The following is a 19,099-nucleotide window of genomic DNA, read 5'->3' on the forward strand; positions in this document are numbered from 1 at the left end:
TCGCCCCGAGCCGCCTGAGCCCATGACCGACTCGAAGCCCGACTCGAGCCCCGAGACCAAGCCCGTCGGACCCGGCGATCAGGTGATCCTGGTCGACGGCTCGTCCTTCATCTTCCGGGCCTATTTCCAGTCGATCAACCAGGACCAGAAGTACAACTCGCGTCCCTCCGACGGGCTGCCCACCGGCGCCGTGCGGCTGTTCTGCACCAAGATCGCGCAGTTCCTGCAGGACGGCGCCGCCGGCACCATGCCGAGCCATCTCGGGATCGTCTTCGACAAGTCGGAGGGCTCGTTCCGCAAGGAGATGTTCCCCGACTACAAAGGCCACCGCCCGGACGCGCCCGACGACCTGAAGCGCCAGATGCCGCTGATGCGCGACGCGGTGCGCGCCTTCGGCCTGCACGCGGTGGAGCTGGAGCGCTACGAGGCCGACGATCTCATCGCCACCTACACCCGCCAGGCCGAGGCGCGGGGCGCGGGCGTCATCATCGTCTCGTCCGACAAGGACCTGATGCAGCTCGTCGGGCCGCAGGTGCGGTTCTACGATTTCGAGTCGGGTGCCAAGGGCAAGCCCGGCTACCGGCCCGAGCGCAACCTCGACGTCGAGGCGATCGTCGCCAAGTGGGAGGGCCTGCAGCCGAACCAGATCGGCGACGCGCTGGCGCTCATCGGCGACACCTCCGACAACGTGCCGGGCGTGCCCGGCATCGGCCTGAAGACGGCCGCGGCGCTGATCAAGGAGTTCGGCAGCCTCGAGGCCCTGCTGGAGCGGGCGGGCGAGATCAAGCAGCCCAAGCGGCGGGAGACGCTGCTCGCCAACGTGGATCAGGCCAAGCTGTCGCGCAGGCTCGTGGCGCTGATGGAGGACGTACCGGTCCCGGTGCCGCTGGACGACCTCGGCGTGCCTCAGCCCAATCCCGAGAAGCTGGTCGGCTTCCTGAAGGCGATGGAGTTCAACACGCTGACGCGCCGCATCGCCCAGATGCTACACGTCGATCCCGAGGCGGTGAAGCCCGATCCGCGCCTCCTGCCGGGCGCCCGGCCGCACGGCTACGGCAACGCCGCCGGCGGCAGCGACGCGGTGCCGTTCTTCGGCGATTCCGTGCCGCCGGATCCCGAGACCGCGGCCGCCGGGGCCGAGCGACCGCCGGGCGCCGCCCCGCCGGAGGGCGGCGAGATCGATCCCTTCGCCGATCTCGACCTGCCGGACGCGCCCGCCAAGCCCCGGGCGCCCGTCGAGGCGACGCCCGGCAACGTGGTGGCGGCACGGGCCGCGGAATCCGTGGCGCCGTTCGACACCGCCGCCTACGAGACGGTCTCGTCCCTGGAGCAGCTCGACGCCTGGATCGCCGAGGCCGAGGAGGCCGGCGTGATCGCGGTCGATACCGAGACCGACTCGCTCGATGCCCACAGGGCCGGCCTCGTCGGCGTCTCGCTGGCGGTCGCCACCGGCCGGGCCTGCTACATCCCGCTCGCCCACGTCCAGGCCGCCAAGGTGCAGGCGGACGCCACCGACCTGTTCGGCGAGGGCGCCGCGCCCTCCGACGTGGTCGAGCCGGTGCCGGGCCAGATCCCCCTGAAGGAGGCCGTCGCCCGGCTGAAGCCGCTCCTCGAGCACCCCGGCGTCCTGAAGGTCGGCCAGAACCTCAAATACGACTGGGTGGTGCTCGCCCGCTACGGCATCGAGGTCGCGCCGTTCGACGACACGATGCTGATCTCGTACGTGCTCGACGCCGGCAAGGGCGGCCACGGCATGGACGAGCTGGCCCGCCGGCACCTCGGCCACCAGCCGATCACCTTCTCGGACGTGGCCGGCACCGGCCGCAACAAGGTGACGTTCGACCGCGTCGCCATCGACAAGGCCACCGCCTACGCGGCCGAGGACGCGGACGTGACCCTGCGCCTGTGGCGGATGATGAAGCCGCGCCTCGTGGCCGAGCACCGGGTCGCCGTCTACGAGACCCTGGAGCGGCCCCTGCTGCCGGTGATCGCCCGGATGGAGCAGCGCGGCATCCGCGTCGACCGGGAGATGCTGAGCCGCCTGTCCGGGGATTTCTCGCAGATCCTCGTCCGCCTGGAGGAAGAGATCCAGGAGGATGCCGGGGAGAAATTCTCGGTCGGCTCGCCGAAGCAGATCGGCGACATCCTGTTCGGGAAGATGGGTCTGCCGGGGGCCAAGAAGACGCCGTCGGGCCAGTGGGCCACGCCCGCGACCCTGCTGGAGGAGCTGGCCCAGGCGGGCCACGAGCTGCCCAAGAAGATCCTGGAATGGCGGCAGCTCTCGAAGCTGAAATCCACCTACACGGACGCGCTCCAGGCCCATGCCGACCGCGAGACGGCGCGGGTCCACACCTCGTTCTCGCTGGCGGCGACCACCACGGGGCGGCTGTCCTCCTCCGAGCCGAACCTGCAGAACATCCCGATCCGCACCGAGGAGGGTCGCCGGATCCGCCGCGCCTTCGTGGCGGCGCCCGGCAGCCGGCTGATCTCGGCCGACTACTCGCAGATCGAGCTGCGGCTGCTGGCCCACATGGCCGACATCCCGGAACTCCGGAAGGCGTTCGAGGACGGGATCGACATCCACGCGGCGACGGCCTCGGCGATGTTCGGCGTGCCGCTCAAGGCGATGACCCCCGACCTGCGGCGCCGGGCGAAGACCATCAACTTCGGCATCATCTACGGCATCTCGGCCTTCGGCCTCGCCGACCGGCTCGGCATCGGCCGCGAGGAGGCCTCGGCGTTCATCAAGCAGTATTTCGAGCAGTTCCCGGGCATCCGGGACTACATCGAGACCACCAAGAAGAGCTGCCGCGACAAGGGCTACGTCACGACCCTGTTCGGCCGCGTGTGCCACTACCCGCAGATCCGCTCCAACAACCCCTCCGAGCGCGCCAGCGTCGAGCGGCAGGCGATCAACGCGCCGATCCAGGGCTCGGCCGCCGACATCATCCGGCGGGCCATGACGCGGATGGAGGCGGCCCTCGCCGCGAAGAAGCTCAGGGCGCGCATGCTGCTGCAGGTGCACGACGAGCTGGTGTTCGAGGCGGCCGAGGACGAGGTGGAGCGGACGATCCCGATCATCCGCGGCGTCATGGAGGAGGCGCCGGCGCCGGCCCTGACCCTGAAGGTGCCGCTGGTGGTCGAGGCCAACGCGGCGGGCAACTGGCAGGAGGCGCATTGACGGGTCGGACCGAGGCTCAGCCGGCCGTCTTCGCGAGCGGAGCGAGGCGATCCCGTCGGCGCCGCGCTTTCCGACGTCCCGTAGCCCTGGGTCGCTTCGCTCCGCTCGCGAGGACGGCGGCGCGCTGAGACGACGTCGTTGAACCGCGACCGGGCAGCTTGGAGATGCCGCCGAAGACGGTCATACGCCGTACGCCCATGACCTGCATCGCTCAAAGCCCGTGACCGACCCCTTCCCCTTCCTCTCCGGCGGCGGTGAGGCCGCGCGGATGATCCGCGCGCGCGACTGGTCGGATCATCCCCTGGGGCTTCCGCAGACGTGGCCGGCGGAGTTCCGCGCGGCCCTGTCGCTCGTCCTCAACTCGCCGGAATCGATGATCCTGGCCTGGGGGCCCGACCTCCACTTCTTCTTCAACGACACCTACTTCCCGCTGCTCGGTCCGCGGCTGCCCTGGGCGATGGGTGAGCGGTTCGACGTGGTCTGGGCCGATGCTTGGGATCAGGCCAAACCGATCATCGACGCCGCCATGGCGGGCCGCCCGGAGCGTTTCGTCGACCTGCCGTGGCAGCTCGACACCGATCGGGGCGCGCGGGAGACGTGGTGGACCTTCTCGTACTCGCGGGTTCTCGACGCCGAGGGCCGGGTCGCCGGCCTGTTCATTCTCACCAACGAGACCACCGGTCGGGTCCTCGCGGACGCCGCCCTCAAGGAGAGCCAGGGCCGGCTCGAGGCGGCGCTCGCGGAGCTGCGCGACCTGAACGCGACCCTGGCGCACCAGGTCGAGGAGCGCACGGCCGACCGCAACGCCCTGTGGACGCTCTCGTCCGACATGATGCTGCGCTGCCTGTTCGACGGGACGATCACCGCGGTGAACCCGGCCTGGACCGAGGTGCTGGGCTGGCGCCCGGACGAACTGATCGGAACCAAGCTCATCGCCTTCGTCCACCCGGACGATCTCGACCGCACCGTCGAGGGCGCGCGCCAGCTCTCCGCGGGGTCGAGCCTCGCGCGCTTCGACAACCGCTACCGCCACCGGGACGGCGGCTATCGCTGGATCAGCTGGGCGGCCCGGCCCGGGGAGGGCGTCATCAACGCCGTCGGCCGCGACTTCACCGCGGAGCGCGAGCGCGCCGACGCCCTGGCCGCCGCCGAGGAGGCCCTGCGCCAGTCGCAGAAGATGGAGGCGGTCGGCCAGCTGACCGGCGGCATCGCCCACGACTTCAACAACCTGCTCGCCGGCATCTCCGGCTCGCTGGAGCTGATCCAGACCCGGCTCGGCCAGGGCCGCGTCATGGACGTCGACCGCTACATCAACGCCGCGCAGGGGGCCTCGAAACGGGCCGCGGCGCTGACCCACCGGCTGCTCGCCTTCTCGCGTCGCCAGACCCTCGACCCGAAGCCCACCGACGTGAACCGGCTGGTGGCCGGCATGGAGGAGCTGATCCGCCGCACCGTGGGCCCCGCCGTGGTGGTCGAGGTCGTGGCGCCGCCCGGCCTCTGGCCGGCCCTGGTCGACCCGCCGCAGCTCGAGAACGCGCTCCTCAACCTGTGCATCAACGCCCGGGACGCGATGCCGGAGGGCGGCCGCATCACGATCGAGACCGCCAATGCGTGGCTCGACGAGCGCGCCGCCCGGCGCCACGACATGCCGCCGGGCCAGTACCTGTCGCTGTGCGTCACCGACACCGGCAGCGGCATGGCGCCGGAGATCGTCGGCAAGGTGTTCGAGCCGTTCTTCACCACGAAGCCCCTGGGGCAGGGCACCGGCCTCGGCCTGTCGATGATCTACGGTTTCGCGCAGCAATCGGGCGGCCAGGTGCGGATCCACTCGGAGGTCGGCAGGGGCACGACGGTCTGCCTGTACCTGCCCCGCCACCGCGGCGCGGTCGCCGAGGAGGACGCGCACACCGCCGTCGGCGCGCCGCCGCGGGCCGCGCCGGGCGAGACCGTGCTGGTGGTCGACGACGAGCCGACCGTGCGCATGCTGGTCACCGAGGTGCTGGAGGATCTCGGCTACACGGCGATCGAGGCCGCCGACAGCGCGGCCGGCCTCAAAGTGCTGCAATCCGACGTGCGCATCGACCTGCTGGTGTCCGACATCGGATTGCCGGGGGGCATGAACGGGCGCCAGATGGCCGAGGCCGGGCGGCTCACGCGCCCGGGCCTCAAGGTCCTGTTCGTCACCGGCTACGCCGAGAGCGCGGTCTTCGGCAACGGGCCCCTCGAGGCCGGGATGCAGGTCATCACCAAGCCGTTCGTGGTGGAGGTGCTGGGCGCCCGCATCCGCGAGATGATCGGAACGGCTTGACCGCACGGTCGGTTCGGGCCTGATCGGCCGGGACACGCCGGGGAGGAGGGACGCCATGCGGGCGCTGCTGTGCACGAGGCTCGACGGGCCGGAGCATCTGGAGATCGTCGAGCGGCCCGACCCGGTGGCGGGCCCCGGGCAGGCGCTGGTGCGGATGCGGCTGGCGGCCCTGAACTTCTTCGACACGCTGATCACCGCCGGGCGCTACCAGGTGAAGCCGACCCTGCCGTTCTCGCCGGGCGGCGAGGGGGTCGGCGTGGTCGAGGCGCTGGGCGAGGGCGCCGCGGGCGTGTCCGTGGGCGACCGGGTGATCGTCCATGCCGGGCACGGCTGCTGCGCGGAGCTGATCGCCCTCGACGCCGCCCGGCTCACGCCGGTGCCGGACGCCGTGCCGGACGAGCAGGCGGCCGGGCTGACCATCACCTACGGCACCTCGCTGCACGCCCTGGCGAACCGCGCGCGCCTGCGGCCCGGCGAGTGGCTGGCGGTCCTCGGCGCCTCCGGGGGCGTCGGCCTCGCTGCCGTCGAGCTCGGCCGGCTGATGGGCGCCCGGGTGATCGCCTGCGCCTCCTCGGAGGAGAAGCTATCGGTCGCCCGCGCCCACGGCGCCGAGGCGGGCGTGGTCTACGACCCGGCGACGCTCAAGGACGAGCTGCGCCGGATCTCGGGCGGCGGGATCGACGTGGTCTACGACGCGGTCGGCGACGCCTACGCGGAGCCGGCCCTGCGGGCGCTCGGCTGGCGCGGGCGCTTCCTCGTCATCGGCTTCGCCGCCGGCGCCATCCCGCGGCTGCCGCTGAACCTGATGCTCCTCAAGGAACTCGACGTGCAGGGCGTCCACTGGGGCGCCTTCCTGGACCGGGAGCCGGAGGCGCACCGGGCCGATCAGCGCCGGCTCCTCGACTGGGTCGCCGCGGGCAGGCTCACCGCGCAGGTCCACGGCGTCTACCCGCTGGCGGAGTACCCGGAGGCCTTCGGCCTCCTGACCCGCCGCGCGGCGGTGGGCAAGGTTCTCCTGCGGCCCTGACCCGGGGCGCGGCCGCCCGCCTCAGCCCGGATCGGCGCGCGACCCGCAGCGCGGCGTCGGCGGGCGATGCGCTATGCGTTCCGCGCCGATCTGCGGCGCAGATCGCTGCCGCAGTAGAGGTTGCGGAAAAATCTGTCTTTCATCTTCATGCATCCCGACGCGACGGTGTCGTCCTCTGTGGTGCCCGAGATGAGACTGCGAAGAAGTATCGTATCAAAGCTGATACTGCCCTCGATCGTCGGATTTCTGCTTTTCCTGGCAAGCTCGGCCGTCGGCTTGCTGCAGATACAGGCCATCAACGCCGCCGCCGTGGAGACCCGCGACGTCTGGGTGCGCAAGGACAACGATCTCCATACGATTCGATTCTTGATGCTGCGGTACCACACGACGACGATCCGCAAGGTGGTCGCCGTCGACGACGGTGAGAACCGGGACCTCGATGCCGAGTTCGTCGAGATGGATCGGTCCATCCCCGAGGCCTTCCAGAGCTACCGCGCGCGCGCGACGACGCCCCGGGAGCGCGCGCTCTGGGACGCGTTCGAGGGGCGGTGGAAGGTCTATCGCACCGCCCAGGAGGCGATCCTCGCCCCGCTCAGGCGCGGCGACCGGACCGCGGCCCGCGACGCCATCGCGCCGGCCCGCCCGCCGCTCGTGGCCGCCTTCGATGCCCTGGCGGATCTCGCCCAGGTCACCGCCGAGGGCACGAACGTCTCGGTCCAGCGCTCCGAGGACGCGTTCCGGACGGCGTGGTCCGTCACCGTCGCGCTCGCGGTCATCGGGTTGCTCATGACCGGCGCGGCGGTCTGGTGGGTCTGGCACCGGGTCGCCCGCCCGATCCGGTCCCTGGCCGGAACCATGGGCCGGCTCGCGGCCGACGACCTCGACGCGGCCGTCGGCGGTTCCGAGCGCGGGGACGAGATCGGCGTCATGGCGGCGTCCGTCCAGGTCTTCAAGGACGGCCTGATCCGGGCGCGCACACTCGAGCACGACGCCGCACAGGCCCGCGCCACGGCCGAGGCGGAGCGGCGGAGCGGCATGCACCGGATCGCCGACGCCTTCGAGGGCACGGTCGGCGGCATCATCGGCACGGTCTCGGCCGCCGTCGCCGCGCTGCAGGACACGGCCTCGGCCATGAACGCGGCGGCCGCCGACACAGCCGATCGCTCCATCCGGGTGGCGAGCGCGGCCGAACGCGCCGCCAGCACCGTCAGCGTCGCGGCGGCGGCGGCCGAGGAGCTCGGCGCCTCCGTCCAGGAGATCGGCCGCCAGGTCGCGGGTTCGACGGAACTGACACAGTCGGCGGTCGCGGACGCGGCGGCGACCGCGCATCTGGTCCAAGAGCTGAACGGGGCGGCGATCCAGATCGGTCATGTCGTGACCCTGATCTCGACCATCGCCGAGCAGACGAATCTCCTCGCGCTGAACGCCACGATCGAGGCGGCGCGGGCCGGCGCGGCGGGCCGCGGCTTCGCCGTCGTGGCCGCGGAGGTCAAGGAACTGGCCGGTCAGACCGCGCGGGCAACCGACGAGATCGGCGGCCACGTCGCCCGGATCCAGTCTTCCACCGGCGACGCCGTCACGGCGATCGGACGCATCGGCGGTCGGGTTCAGGAACTCAGCGCGGTGGCGACGCGGATCGCCAGCGCCGTGGAGCAGCAGGGCGCCGCGACGCAGGAGATCGTCCGCAACGTCTCCCAGGCCGCCCAGGGGGCAGCGGACGTCACCAGCACCATCACGGGCGTCGCCGACGCGGCGAAGGGGACCGGAGCGGCGGCCGATCAGGTTCTCACGGCAGCCTCGGAGCTGTCGAACCGGTCCGGCCACCTCAGGGACGAGGTGACGCGCTTCCTCGCGACCGTCCGCGCGGCCTGAGCGCGCGGGATCGGCGCGGACGCGGATCTCCGACCGCGCGCCCGGCGCGCCGGCTCAGAGGAGCCCGCGCGCCTTGGCCAGGCCGACCAGGTCCGCCTGCGGGCGGGCGCCGATATGCTGGATGACCTCGGCGGCCGCGAGCGTGCCCAGGCGGGCGCTGGCGACGTTGTCGAGCCCGCGGGCGTGCCCGGCCAGGAAGCCGGCGGCGAACAGGTCGCCCGCGCCGGTCGTGTCGACCACGGTCTGGACCGGGCTCGCCTCGACGGCCCGGACCTCGCCGCCCTGAACCACCAGGGCGCCGTCGGCCGAGCGCGTGACGAGGCCGAGCAGGTGCCGGCCGCGGGCGTTGCGCTCGTCGCGCAGGGCCGCCACGGCGGCCTCGGGATCCTCGGTCTCGTAGAGGCTCTGCAGCTCGGCCATGTTGGCGAACAGGATGTCGATGCTGCCGTCCCGCACGAGGCCGAGGAACTCGTCGCGGTAGCGGCCCACGCAGAACGCGTCCGAGAGGGTCAGCGCGACGGCGTTGCCCGCCTGATGGGCGAGCTGCGCGGCCTTGCGGAACGCGTCCTTGGCGGCCGGCGGATCCCACAGGTAGCCCTCGAGATAGACGACGCGGGCCGAGCTCACGAGCGCCTTGTCGACGTCGTCGGGCGACAGGCCCTGGCAGGCGCCGAGATACGTGTTCATCGTGCGCTCGCCGTCCGGCGTCACGAGCACGAAGCACCGGGCGGTGGCCGGCCCCTCGGCGGCGGCCGGGACGGCGAAGTCGACGCCGGTCGCCTTGAGGTCGTGGCTGAACAGGCCGCCGAGCTCGTCGTTCCGGACCTTGCCAACGAAGCCGGTCTTGGCCCCGAGGAGCGCCGCGCCGACCGCGGTGTTGGCGCCCGAGCCGCCCGACACGATCGTCGCCGGTCCCATCGCCTGGAATAGCGCCTCGGCCCGCGGCTCGTCGATGAGCTGCATCGCGCCCTTGGTGACGCCCTGCGCCGACAGGAAGGCGTCGTCCGTGCGGGCGATCACGTCGACGATCGCGTTGCCGAGCACGAGGAGATCGAGGGGTGCAGTCATCCGGGCGTCCTGATTCGCGTTCGCGCCGCTGTGGCATCCGCCTCGGATCGGATCAAGCGCCGTCGTCGGCGGGCGCGAGGTCGGCGAACAGCTCCGGCACGGGCAGGCGCAGGCCGGGCGGCGTCAGGTCCAGCGTCTCCCGGGTCGCGATGCGGGTCTCGATCAGGCCGCCCTGCGCGCGGCGGTGATGGATGACGAGACGCTTCACCGGATCCACGATCAGATAGTGGATGACGCTCTCCAGACCGAAGTAGCGGGTCAATTTCAGGCCCGAGTCCACCGCGCGTGTGCCCGGCGACTGAACCTCGACGACGATGACGGGATCCGGCACTTCGATGGCATCGAGATCCATCCGGGGCCCACAATAGACCAGTGCATCCGGTTCGAACGTCGTCGTGCTGTCGATGCGGACCGTCATGCCGTCGGGCATCATGTGGCAGACGACACCGGAGGCTCTGATCGCGCGATTCAGCGCTGTCTGTGCTGCGAACTTGACCAACGCATGTCCGGCCCGCTCCGGTGACATCGCGAACACCTCGCCATCGACCAGCTCGAATCGCCCCGGCTGCCCCTCGGCCCAGGCGAGAAACTCGTCGACCGTCATCCGGGATCTCGGCTGAGCGACCATGCCCGAGGTTAGCACGGATTCGGCTTGCCGGGAGCTGTGCTCCTCACGGGCCTCACCCCGCGATCTTCTCCAGCGCGACGTCCCGCGTCCGGGGACCCAGCAGCCCGACGAGCAGGCCCGCGGCCAGCATCGCCGCCGAGATGAACAGGAACACGCCCGGCGTCCCGGCCTCCCGCAGCACGAACGCGATGACGAAGCCGGTGAAGATCGCCGAGAAGCGGCTCCAGGAATAGACGAAGCCGACCGCCCGGGCCCGGATGCCCGTGGGGAACAGCTCGGCCTGATAGGCGTGGAAGCTGTACGACATCACGTTCGAGGCCAGCGTCAGGCCGATGCCGAGCGCCACGATGACGGTGACGTCCCGCGTCTGCGCGAAGGCCAGGCCGCAGGCGATGTAGAGGAGGGCGGCGCCCACGATGACGTGCTTGCGCTCGAACCGGTCGGCGATGGCGAGGCCGATCAGGGGCCCGACCGGGGCGGCCAGCGCGATCAGCGCCGTATAGGCGAGGCTCGACGTCACCGTGATGCCCTGGGCCACCAGGAGGGTCGGCACCCAGTTGGCGAAACCGTAGAAGCCGACCGTCTGGAAGACGTTGAACCCCGCCATCATCAGGGCGCGGCGCCGGTAGGGCTGGACCCACATGTCGCGGAACGCGCCGCGCGGCTGCACCGGCTCCGGCGCGGCCGGTGCGGGAAGCGCGCCGCCGTGCTCGGCCGCGATCCGCGCCTCCAGCCGCCGCAGGACCGCCTCGGCCTCCGCCAGACGGCCGTGCTCGACGAGCCAGCGCGGGCTCTCCGGCAGGCCCGCTCGCATCCACCAGACCACGATCGCCGCCGAGGCGCCGATCAGCACCACCCAGCGCCACCCGTCGATGCCGAGGGGCGCCGCCGGGATCAGCAGGTAGGACAGGAACGCCACGACCGGCACGGCGGTGAAGCCGATGCCCTGGCACAGGGCGAAGGCCCGGCCCCGGATCGCCTTCGGCACCAGCTCGGACAGGTAGCTGCCGATCGTCACCATCTCCAGGCCGAGGCCGATCCCGGCGATCAGGCGCCAGAGATTGAGGCCGAAGGCGTCGCTCTGGCAGGCCATCACCACGTTGGCGGCGGTGTAGGACAGCAGCGACCACGTGAAGATCGCCCGCCGGCCGAACCGGTCGGCGAGCCAGCCGCAGGCGATGGTGCCGATGAACAGGCCGGTGAAGAGGGCCGCGACGAAGCTCGCGACACCGCTGGCGCCGAACAGGCCCGGGGTCGTCGGCGTGAGGATCCCGGCCTTGACGAGGCCCGGCGCGACGTAGCCGGTGAACAGCAGGTCGTAGAGCTCGAAGAAGAAGCCGAGGCCGAGCAGCACCACGAGGCGCCAGACCGTCGGCGTCGCCGGAAGCCGGTCGAGGCGGGCCAGGATGGCGCCGGGATCGAGACCTTCCTCGGAAGCCCGGACTGCCGTACGCGTCGCCATGCCGGTGCGCCCCGTTTCGGCGCCGCGGCGCCCCGCCGGCGCAGTGCCGCGGAAGCGGGCGCCGCGCAAGAGGGAGCGACGCGGGGCGCGGCGCTCCCCTCAGGCGCCGAAGACGGACCAGCCCATGCGCTGCGTCAGCCGCTCCAGGGCGATGCGGCCGAGATGGGAATTGCCCGCCGCGTCGAGGCCGGGCGACCAGACGGCGATGGACGCCTTGCCGGGCGCGATCGCCAGGATGCTGCCGCCGACCCCGCTCTTGCCCGGCAGGCCGACGCGGTAGGCGAACTCGCCCGACCCGTCGTAGTGGCCGCAGGTCAGCATGATCGCGTTGATGCGGCGCGCGCGCTCGGCCGAGACCACCGAGTGGCCGGTCGACGGGTTGACGCCGTTATGCGCCAGGAACCGTCCGGCCCGCGCGAGCTGGCGGCAGTTCATCGCGATGGCGCAGTGGTGGAAGTAGACGCCGAGGGTGTAGTCGACCGGATTGTCGAGGACGCCGAACGACTTCATGTAGTTGGCGAGCGCGGTGTTGCGGAAGCCCGTGCGCTTCTCCGAGGCCGCCACCGTCTCGTCGATGATGATGCTCGTATCCTGGGCCAGGAACTGCATGAAGCGCAGGATCTCGCCCAGCGCCTCGCGGGGCTCGTGGCCCGAGAGGATCACGTCGGTGACCGCGATCGCGCCCGCGTTGATGAAGGGATTGCGCGGCACGCCACGCTCCCGCTCCAGCTGCACGATGGAATTGAACGGATTGCCCGAGGGCTCGCGGCCGACCCGTTTCCAGAGGCGGTCGCCGACCATGCCGAGGGCGAGGGTGAGCGTGAACACCTTCGACACGCTCTGGATCGAGAACGGCGTCTCGCTGTCGCCGCCGGTGAAGACCTGCCCCTCGGCATCGATCACCGCCAGGCCGAACTGGCCGGGATCGACCCGGGCGAGCTCCGGGATGTAGTCCGCGACCGCGCCGCGGTCGGGGCGCTGGGCCATCTCCTCGGAGATCTCCCGGATGACGTGGGCAAGGTCGGGCACGGTCGGGCTCGGGCGTCGCGTTGCGTCGGAACCGGGCCGGTTCGCGACGTCTCAGGCGATGCAAGGTCCGGTCCGGCCGCGCGGTGATCTAGCAGTGCCGAGCGGGCGTGGGAACCGGAGCGGCCGTGCCCGCGCGACGATCGGCCGGCGAGCGCCGGCCGCCGGGCCGTCACTCGATCTGCACCGTCATCGCGAGCGCAGCGAAGCGACCCAGGGACGCGCCACGCTCGGGCATCGCGTGCCTCACTGGATTGCTTCGCTGCGCTCGCAAAGACGGCTGCGGTGCGTCCGCTCGGCGAGAAGGATCATCACGCGGCGGCGAGCGCCATCGCCATGGATTCCTTCTTCATCAGCTCCCGGAAGAAGCCGTCGAGATGGGTCAGCTTGTCGGGCGAGCCGTCCTGCGCGATGCGGCCGCCGTCGAGCACGACGATCCGGTCGAAATCCTGCAGCGTCGAGAGGCGGTGCGCGATCGCGATGACGGTCCGGCCCTTCATCAGGTTCGCGAGGGCGTGACGGATCGCCTGCTCGGATTCGGCGTCGAGCGCCGAGGTCGCCTCGTCGAGCAGCAGGATCGGCGAGTTCTTCAGGATCGCCCGGGCGATGGCGATGCGCTGGCGCTGGCCGCCCGAGAGCTTCACGCCGCGATCGCCCACGATCGTGTCGAAGCCTTCCGGCAGGGCCTTGATGAAGTCGGTGCAGTGCGCCGCCTCGGCCGCCTGCCAGACCTCCTCGTCGGTCGCCTCGGGCCGGCCGTAGCGGATGTTCTCACGCAGGGAGCGGTGGAACATCGAGACGTCCTGCGGCACGACCGTGATGGCCTCGCGCAGGGATTCCTGCGTGACGCGCTCGATGTTCTGCCCGTTGATGCGGATCGCGCCGCTCTGCACGTCGTAGAAGCGCTGGATCAGCGAGAACAGGGTCGACTTGCCGCCGCCCGACCTGCCCACGAGGCCGACGCGCTGGCCGGGCTCGATGACGAGGTCGAAGTCGGTGAAGACGGGGCGCCCGTCCGGATAGCTGAACGCGACGTGCTCGAACTCGATCTTGGCGCCCTGGCCGCTGAGCGGCTGCGCCTCCGGATGGTCCACGAGGTCGTGGGGCTGGAGCAGGGTGTGCAGCGCCTCGGAGAGGCGGGCGGTGTGCTGGGTCGCGTCGACCAGCGCCACCGCGAGGTCGCGGGTCGCGGCGAGGATGCGGATGCCGAGCGTGCAGACGAGGACCACCTGACCGTTCGTCGCCTGGCCGGCCTCCCACATCTGGATCGCCCAGTAGAGCAGGCCGAACACGGCGAGCACGGTGAGCACCGCGTGCACGATGCGCAGCTTCTCGAGGTAGAGCAGGGACGAGCGGCGGGCGCGCATCTCGGTGGCGACGGTGCCCTCGAAGCGCTGGCCCTCGCGCTTGAACGCCGAGAAGGCGCGCACGAGCGACATGTTGCCGACGAGGTCGACCATCTCGCCGTCGACGGAGGCGGCCTTGGCGGCGAAGTCGTGGTGCAGCGGCTTGCCGGCCGCGGCCATCTTGAACATCAGCACGACGACGGCGGCGAACACGCCCGCCAGGATGCCCGCCATGGTGAGGTTGACGGTGGCGATGTAGGCGATCGATCCGAAGGCCGCGACCGTCGGCGGCATCACGTTGAACACGAACATGTTCTCGACCGTGAAGATCGCGTTCGAGGTCGCCGTGATCCGCGACGCCAGGGTGCCCGGCTGGCGGTCGGAGAAGAAGGTCGGGGAGTGGCCGGTCAGGTGCCGGAACAGGTCGCGCCGGATGTCGCCCGTGATGCCCACGAAGGTGAAGGCGCCGGTCAGCGCGGCCACGCGCCAGAGCATGTTGTCGGCGGCGATGAAGGCGATCAGGACCGCCAGGGCGCCCCAGATCACGGTGTTGTCGGGGCCGGGACCCTTCGTCAGCGCGTCGACCACGCCCTTCAGGGCGTAATCGGTGGAGACCGAGAAGCCGACGGCGCCGAGCACCGAGATCAGGATGACCAGGTGCGGCAGCCAGCGGCGCCGGAGATACCGTCCGACGAAGGCGAAGGGCCTGTCGGCGTATCGGTGCAGCTCTTCCATCGCGGTGACCATTCCGTATTCGCGCGGCTTTGGCTTACGGGCTGAGGCGGAGTGCAGCGCGGGCGCAGTCTGACCCGCAGCGGCAACGCGAGAGCGTTGCCATATGTTTCACCGGCTCGCACCTTCGCCGCGCTTTTATCCGCAGAACCTGAACGCCGCTTGAGCGGCTCGGAAACACCCAAGCGAATCCGATGCCGCGCCGGGTCAGGCCGCGCGCTCCGGCTGGCGCGTCTCCGGCATGATCAGCGCCACCAGCATGAAGGCCGCGAAGCCGACGACCGCGAGCCCCAGGAAGGCGCTGTGGCTGCCGAGATGGTCGGCCATGATGCCGGCGAGCGAGGTCGAGAGGGCCGCGCCGATGCCCATGGCGGTCCCGACCGCACCGAGGGCGAGGTTGAAGCGGCCGGTGCCGCGGGTGAGGTCCGACACGATCAGCGGCACCATCACGCCCAGCACCGAGGCCGAGATCCCGTCGAGCACCTGGATGGCGACGAGGCCGTAGGGGTTGGTCGTGTAGGCGAGCAGCAGGCCGCGGACCGGGAGGGCGCCGAAGCCGAACAGCAGCACCGGGTAGCGGCCGAAACGCTCGGCGGCCCGGCCGACCGCCGGGGCGCTGACCGCGAGGACGGCCTGCGGGACCATGATGCAGGCCGCCACCAGCGCGGTCGCGGTCTCGCTCGCCCGCAGGGTCAGGACGCTGCCGACGAGGGGCAGCATCGCGGCGTTGGCGAGGAAGAACAGCACCATGCAGGCCGCGAAGCACAGGAGGCCGCGGTTGGTCAGGAGCGCGCGGATGCCGTCCTGGCCGGACGCGGGCGCCGTCGAGGCCGGCGCCGCCTGGGCCGGGGCCGGCTCCTTGAACACGCCCGGATCGATGTCCTGGGCGCGGATGCGCGCCAGCGCGATCACCGTCGGGATCCCGAGGGCGGCGGTGAGGTAGAAGACGGCGCCGTTCGACAGGTAGTAGCCGATGGCGCCCATGCCGGCCGCGCCGAGGGCGTTGCCGAGGGCGGCGAAGCTCGCGTTCCGGCCGAGGCGCTCGCCGGCCCGGGCGCGCCCGACCAGACCGATGCTGATCGCCGCGATGGCCGGCGTCAGCACGCAGCTCGCGGCCGAGTGGAGCGCCATCGCCAGGAGCACGATCAGGAAGCTCGGCCAGACCGCCAGCGCGAAGGCGCTGCCGGCGATCCCGATGACCGCCACGGCGGCGGCGAAGCGCTTCGAGCGCACGACGTCGACGAAGGCGCCCCCCGGCACCTGGCCGAGGAGCGCCACGAGGCTGCCCACCGTCAGGGCGAAGCCGATGTCGGACTGGGTCCACTTGGCCTGGGAGAAGTAGACCGCCAGGAACGGCCCGAACCCGGTCTGCAGGTTCGCGACGAAGAACGCGAAGGCGTCGAGGCCGTAGCGGCTCGCCGACGAGATCGCGCGTTCGCCGTGGACCGCCGAGCCTGCCGGTGCGCGCGCGGCCTCGGCCGCCTGATCCTTCAGGCGGGTCGGACGGGAACGGATGTCCTGCCGGGGCACGTCGCGCTCGCGGGGGGCGGCGGCGGTTCTGACCTTCAACCGGGCCACCGTCACTTATCCGGTGCCTTCTCCGGGGGCGGGGCGGGGGCGGGCGCGGGCACAGGCGCGGCAGGGGTCGGCGGGGTCGCGGCGGCCGGCGCCGCGGCGCCCGAGGCCGCGTTGCCGGGCGCCGGCGCGGCCGGGGCCGACTGCGGCGGCGTCGCGGAGCCCGCCGTCGGCGCGGCCGCCTGCTCGCCCTCGGCCGCGGGCGCGGCCGGGCTGGCGGGGCCCAGGACCACGATCGGCTCGCCGGCCTTGTATTCCGGGGAGACGCGGACCTGATTGCGGGTCAGCGCGACCGACAGCTTGCGCTCCTTCCCGCCGTCCGGCGTGAAGCGCAGGGCGCGCCAGTCCACGGCGATCTTGCGGGTTCCCACACCGAGGAAGCCGCCGAAATCGATGATGGCGGCGCGGGGATGGCCCTCCTTGTCGATGATGATGTCGATGACGCGCCCGAGCTCGTCGCCGCCGGCGCTGCGCACGCTGCGGCCGAGCAGGCTCTCGTAATCCTGCGTGTCGAGGACGGTGGCGGGTGTCCCCTGCTGCTGGGCCTGGGTCGCGGAGGGCGGCGCGCCCGCGGCAGCCGGCGGGCTGGCGGGCGGGGCGGCCGGGGTCGCCGCGGCCGGGGTCGCCGCGGGCGGTGGCGTCGGGGCCGGTACCGGGGCCGACGTCTGGCCCGGGGTCTGGGCAGGCGTCTGGGCCGGCGGTGCGGATGGCGGCGCGGCCGGACTCTGCGGCGCGGCCTGACCGGCAGGACCCTCGCTGCCGCTCACCTGGGCCTGCGCCGCGGCCCCCGACGCCCAGAGGGCGAGCGTCACGGCCGCGATCATCCGGTTGGTTCTGAACACGCTTCGTCCTCTGAGGAAAGGCCGGGCCGCGCCGGCGTGCCGGCGCGTCCTCGACCGCATTCGGCCGGTTCCGGGTCCGCCGCCGGCAGGATCCCGCCCGCGGATGGCGTCGTGCCGCAGGACCTGGGCGAAGTTATGGACCGCGGCGGCCTCGCAGCAAGGCTCGGGCCGCGCGGGGCGCCCGCACGGCCCGAGGGGGCGGCGTCATCCCCCGGCGTCCCGCGGCGCTGTCTGGTTTTCGCCGCATCCCCAGCGTAGACAACCGCGCATAAACCCACGCGAGCCGCGGATGGCACCGTGGCCACTGTCGAGGACTACACGATGTCGACCCTCACCACGTCGCGATGCGCGGCAGCACGCGGCCTCGCGCTCGGTGCCGCCCTGTCCGGTCTCGTGGCCGGCTGTCAGGCGCTCGGCGGAGGCGGAGGCGTGATGCCGGCGACGGAGGTCGGGCTGCCGCCGTCGCTGCGCGGTTCGCTGCCGAACCGCGAGCCGCGCAACGCCGCGGTCGATGCCGACGGTCAGCCTCTCCAGACGGCGCCGACGAGGCAGCTCGCGATTCCCAAGACCGCCGGCGGCGCCACGCGGACGGCCGACAGCGGCGAGCGCCGCATCCGGCGCGAGGATCTCGACGGCGGCAACGCGGCCGTCGGCGGCAGCGGCGGCAGCGGCTCGATGGGCCCGATGCTGTCGCCGGGTGGCAGCGTCGGCCTCGGCGGGAAGTTCTGAGCCGGCACGTCCCGGGGCCCGCTCCGCAGCGAAGCGTCCGCGCGCCGCGACGCGGGATGATCCGCGCCCGACAGCCCGGGTCGACGAGCCAGGCCTAACCGGCCGCCTGGCTCGGCGCCTCCGCGAGCACGCCGGGCTCGAGATCGACCACGTAGCCGCCGAGTTCAGTGCTGTAGCTCAGCGCCTTCCAGGGCAGCGGGTGGTGGGTCTCGCCGAGCCCAAGGAAGCCTCCGAAGGCCAGAACCGCGTAGGCGACCTGTCCGGAGATCTTGTCCACCATGAAATTGTGGATAGCGCCGAGGTGGCGGCCGCTGCGGTCGTAGACGGCGGTGCCCTCGACCCTGTTGGACGCGATCAGACGCGGCGTCTCGTCGATGGCGACGCCTTCGCCGGCGGCGGGGTCGAGCTCCAGCGTGCCGGGCTTTCTCAGGGTGCGCTCGTTGGGCAGGTCCGTCGGCATGATCTCTCCCGGTTCGCGCGCGGGGTCGTGCCCGCGCGGCGGTCCCTCGGCTCACTAAGCGCGCCGGTCGGGACCGGTTCCGCCGGCGGGGCGCGGGGTCCGGACCCGCACCGAGCGCTCAGCGGTCGGGCGGCATGCCGGCGCTCGCCCGCCGCTGGTTGATCCGGTCGCGGACCGAGCGGTTCGCCAGCAGCATCTCGAAGCCGAAGGCCACGAGGGCGCACAGCGTGCACAGGATCGCCGCGCCGAACAGGCCGAACAGCAGGGTCGCGACCGTGCTGTCGCGCAGCGCGCCCACGAACAGCGTCAGCACCGAGCCGCAGGTCGCCACGCCGCCGAGCGCGGCCAGGAACACCGCGGCGTCGAGCGCGAGGGAGCGCCGGTGAAGGCGGTCCAGGCGCTGACCGAGGCGGACGCGCTCGGCGTCGCCGGCCCCCGCCAGCAATCCGGAGACGTGGTCGGCCTGGTCCGCCACGCGCGCGAGGCGGGCCCCGAAGACGTTGAGGAGCGTCGCGATGCCCGACAGCAGGAAGACGGGGCTGAGCGCCACCTGGACGACGTGCGCAGTCCCTTCCAGGCTCGCGAGGGTGATCGGGTCGGTCATGCGGTCGGGCTGATGCACCCGGCGGACCGGCGCGGCAATCCCGGTTCGCTCAGATCAGTCCGCGCCCCGGCGCGGTGCCGGAGGCCGTCGTCTCTGCGCGGATCACCAACCCGAGACCGGTGACCAGTCCGGTGGCGAGCAGGAGCGCGAGCGTGAGGGCCGGGGCGAACATGTCTGTACTTCGCGCGCAGGATTGTTAAGAGCAGGTTTCGCGCCCGGCATCGGACCGAATAATCTTC

Annotated in this window: 15 protein-coding genes and 1 pseudogene; 5 read left to right on the top strand and 11 right to left on the bottom strand. The window is 72.1% G+C overall.

Translation table 11 applies throughout. The features are described from left to right. Positions 1–22: 22 nt before the first annotated feature. The 3 genes from polA (at position 23) to BMY19_RS08690 (ending at position 6,516) form a co-directional block, all read left to right on the top strand. Positions 23–3,181, top strand: coding sequence for a DNA polymerase I (gene polA / locus BMY19_RS08680; RefSeq protein WP_100251450.1), 3,159 nt, complete (start codon positions 23–25; stop codon positions 3,179–3,181). Positions 3,182–3,401: 220 nt separating this feature from the next. Further along, positions 3,402–5,489, top strand: a complete 2,088-nt coding sequence (locus BMY19_RS08685) for a hybrid sensor histidine kinase/response regulator (RefSeq protein WP_100251451.1) — start codon at positions 3,402–3,404, stop codon at positions 5,487–5,489. Positions 5,490–5,544: 55 nt separating this feature from the next. After that, the gene (locus tag BMY19_RS08690) at positions 5,545–6,516 is read left to right on the top strand and encodes an NADPH:quinone oxidoreductase family protein (protein WP_100251452.1); all 972 of its coding nucleotides are present in this window, start codon (positions 5,545–5,547) and stop codon (positions 6,514–6,516) included. A 71-nt stretch (positions 6,517–6,587) separates the two neighbouring features. On the opposite strand, the gene BMY19_RS31260 is transcribed toward BMY19_RS08690, so the two are convergent. Next, complete coding sequence (locus tag BMY19_RS31260; protein WP_244534868.1) at positions 6,588–6,854, bottom strand: hypothetical protein; 267 nt, start codon at positions 6,852–6,854, stop codon at positions 6,588–6,590. Between BMY19_RS31260 and BMY19_RS08695 the strand changes: the two genes are divergently transcribed. Further along, positions 6,763–8,388, top strand: coding sequence for a methyl-accepting chemotaxis protein (locus BMY19_RS08695; protein ID WP_244534867.1), 1,626 nt, complete (start codon positions 6,763–6,765; stop codon positions 8,386–8,388). The two genes, BMY19_RS31260 and BMY19_RS08695, sit on opposite strands and share 92 nt — an antisense overlap. A gap of 54 nt (positions 8,389–8,442) precedes the next feature. Here BMY19_RS08695 and BMY19_RS08700 read toward each other — a convergent pair whose 3' ends face one another. From BMY19_RS08700 to BMY19_RS08730, 7 genes are all read right to left on the bottom strand, one after another. After that, positions 8,443–9,456, bottom strand: coding sequence for an adenosine kinase (locus tag BMY19_RS08700; RefSeq protein ID WP_091926249.1), 1,014 nt, complete (start codon positions 9,454–9,456; stop codon positions 8,443–8,445). A 52-nt stretch (positions 9,457–9,508) separates the two neighbouring features. Beyond that, positions 9,509–10,084 (bottom strand): Uma2 family endonuclease, encoded by a 576-nt coding sequence (locus tag BMY19_RS08705; protein ID WP_026604825.1) that lies wholly within the window; start codon positions 10,082–10,084, stop codon positions 9,509–9,511. Positions 10,085–10,136: 52 nt separating this feature from the next. Continuing rightward, the gene (locus tag BMY19_RS08710) at positions 10,137–11,546 is read right to left on the bottom strand and encodes an MFS transporter (protein WP_100251453.1); all 1,410 of its coding nucleotides are present in this window, start codon (positions 11,544–11,546) and stop codon (positions 10,137–10,139) included. Between the two features lie 99 nt (positions 11,547–11,645). Further along, on the bottom strand, positions 11,646–12,575 hold the full coding sequence (locus tag BMY19_RS08715) for a glutaminase (protein ID WP_100251454.1): 930 nt from the start codon (positions 12,573–12,575) through the stop codon (positions 11,646–11,648). 308 nt (positions 12,576–12,883) lie between these two features. Then, positions 12,884–14,653: an ABC transporter ATP-binding protein gene (locus BMY19_RS08720; protein WP_026604824.1), complete on the bottom strand. Its 1,770-nt coding sequence runs from the start codon at positions 14,651–14,653 to the stop codon at positions 12,884–12,886. A gap of 204 nt (positions 14,654–14,857) precedes the next feature. Continuing rightward, positions 14,858–16,234, bottom strand: a complete 1,377-nt coding sequence (locus BMY19_RS08725; RefSeq protein ID WP_042669687.1) for an MFS transporter — start codon at positions 16,232–16,234, stop codon at positions 14,858–14,860. Further along, a complete protein-coding gene (locus tag BMY19_RS08730) occupies positions 16,231–17,049 on the bottom strand; it encodes a PRC-barrel domain-containing protein (RefSeq protein WP_100251455.1) in 819 nt (272 codons plus the stop codon). Before BMY19_RS08730 ends, BMY19_RS08725 begins: the two co-directional genes overlap by 4 nt. 339 nt (positions 17,050–17,388) lie before the next feature. Here BMY19_RS08730 and BMY19_RS08735 point away from each other — a divergent pair, with 339 nt between their 5' ends. Next, the gene (locus BMY19_RS08735; RefSeq protein ID WP_026604823.1) at positions 17,389–17,796 is read left to right on the top strand and encodes a hypothetical protein; all 408 of its coding nucleotides are present in this window, start codon (positions 17,389–17,391) and stop codon (positions 17,794–17,796) included. A 106-nt stretch (positions 17,797–17,902) separates the two neighbouring features. Here the strand turns inward: BMY19_RS08735 and BMY19_RS08740 are convergent. The 3 genes and pseudogenes from BMY19_RS08740 to BMY19_RS31610 form a co-directional block, all read right to left on the bottom strand. Further along, a pseudogene (locus tag BMY19_RS08740) lies at positions 17,903–18,256 on the bottom strand (PRC-barrel domain-containing protein); the annotation flags it as partial. Positions 18,257–18,374: 118 nt separating this feature from the next. Continuing rightward, positions 18,375–18,860: a DUF2721 domain-containing protein gene (locus BMY19_RS08745; RefSeq protein ID WP_042669689.1), complete on the bottom strand. Its 486-nt coding sequence runs from the start codon at positions 18,858–18,860 to the stop codon at positions 18,375–18,377. 49 nt (positions 18,861–18,909) lie between these two features. Beyond that, positions 18,910–19,032 carry a hypothetical protein gene (locus BMY19_RS31610; RefSeq protein WP_020092516.1) on the bottom strand — a complete coding sequence of 41 codons (123 nt, stop codon included), beginning with the start codon at positions 19,030–19,032 and terminating at the stop codon, positions 18,910–18,912. Between the last annotated feature and the right edge of the window lie 67 nt (positions 19,033–19,099).

This window comes from Methylobacterium sp. UNC300MFChir4.1 (assembly GCF_900110155.1).
Classification (GTDB): domain Bacteria; phylum Pseudomonadota; class Alphaproteobacteria; order Rhizobiales; family Beijerinckiaceae; genus Methylobacterium.

Excerpts from the sequence above, each read along its gene's own strand:
- BMY19_RS31610 (WP_020092516.1), bottom strand. The coding sequence starts at position 19,032 with ATGTTCGCCCCGGCCCTCACGCTCGCGCTCCTGCTCGCCACCGGACTG.
- BMY19_RS08735 (WP_026604823.1), top strand. The coding sequence starts at position 17,389 with ATGTCGACCCTCACCACGTCGCGATGCGCGGCAGCACGCGGCCTCGCG.
- BMY19_RS08690 (WP_100251452.1), top strand. The coding sequence starts at position 5,545 with ATGCGGGCGCTGCTGTGCACGAGGCTCGACGGGCCGGAGCATCTGGAG.
- BMY19_RS08720 (WP_026604824.1), bottom strand. The coding sequence starts at position 14,653 with ATGGAAGAGCTGCACCGATACGCCGACAGGCCCTTCGCCTTCGTCGGA.
- BMY19_RS08700 (WP_091926249.1), bottom strand. The coding sequence starts at position 9,456 with ATGACTGCACCCCTCGATCTCCTCGTGCTCGGCAACGCGATCGTCGAC.
- BMY19_RS08730 (WP_100251455.1), bottom strand. The coding sequence starts at position 17,049 with ATGATCGCGGCCGTGACGCTCGCCCTCTGGGCGTCGGGGGCCGCGGCG.
- polA (WP_100251450.1), top strand. The coding sequence starts at position 23 with ATGACCGACTCGAAGCCCGACTCGAGCCCCGAGACCAAGCCCGTCGGA.
- BMY19_RS08710 (WP_100251453.1), bottom strand. The coding sequence starts at position 11,546 with ATGGCGACGCGTACGGCAGTCCGGGCTTCCGAGGAAGGTCTCGATCCC.
- BMY19_RS08745 (WP_042669689.1), bottom strand. The coding sequence starts at position 18,860 with ATGACCGACCCGATCACCCTCGCGAGCCTGGAAGGGACTGCGCACGTC.
- BMY19_RS08705 (WP_026604825.1), bottom strand. The coding sequence starts at position 10,084 with ATGGTCGCTCAGCCGAGATCCCGGATGACGGTCGACGAGTTTCTCGCC.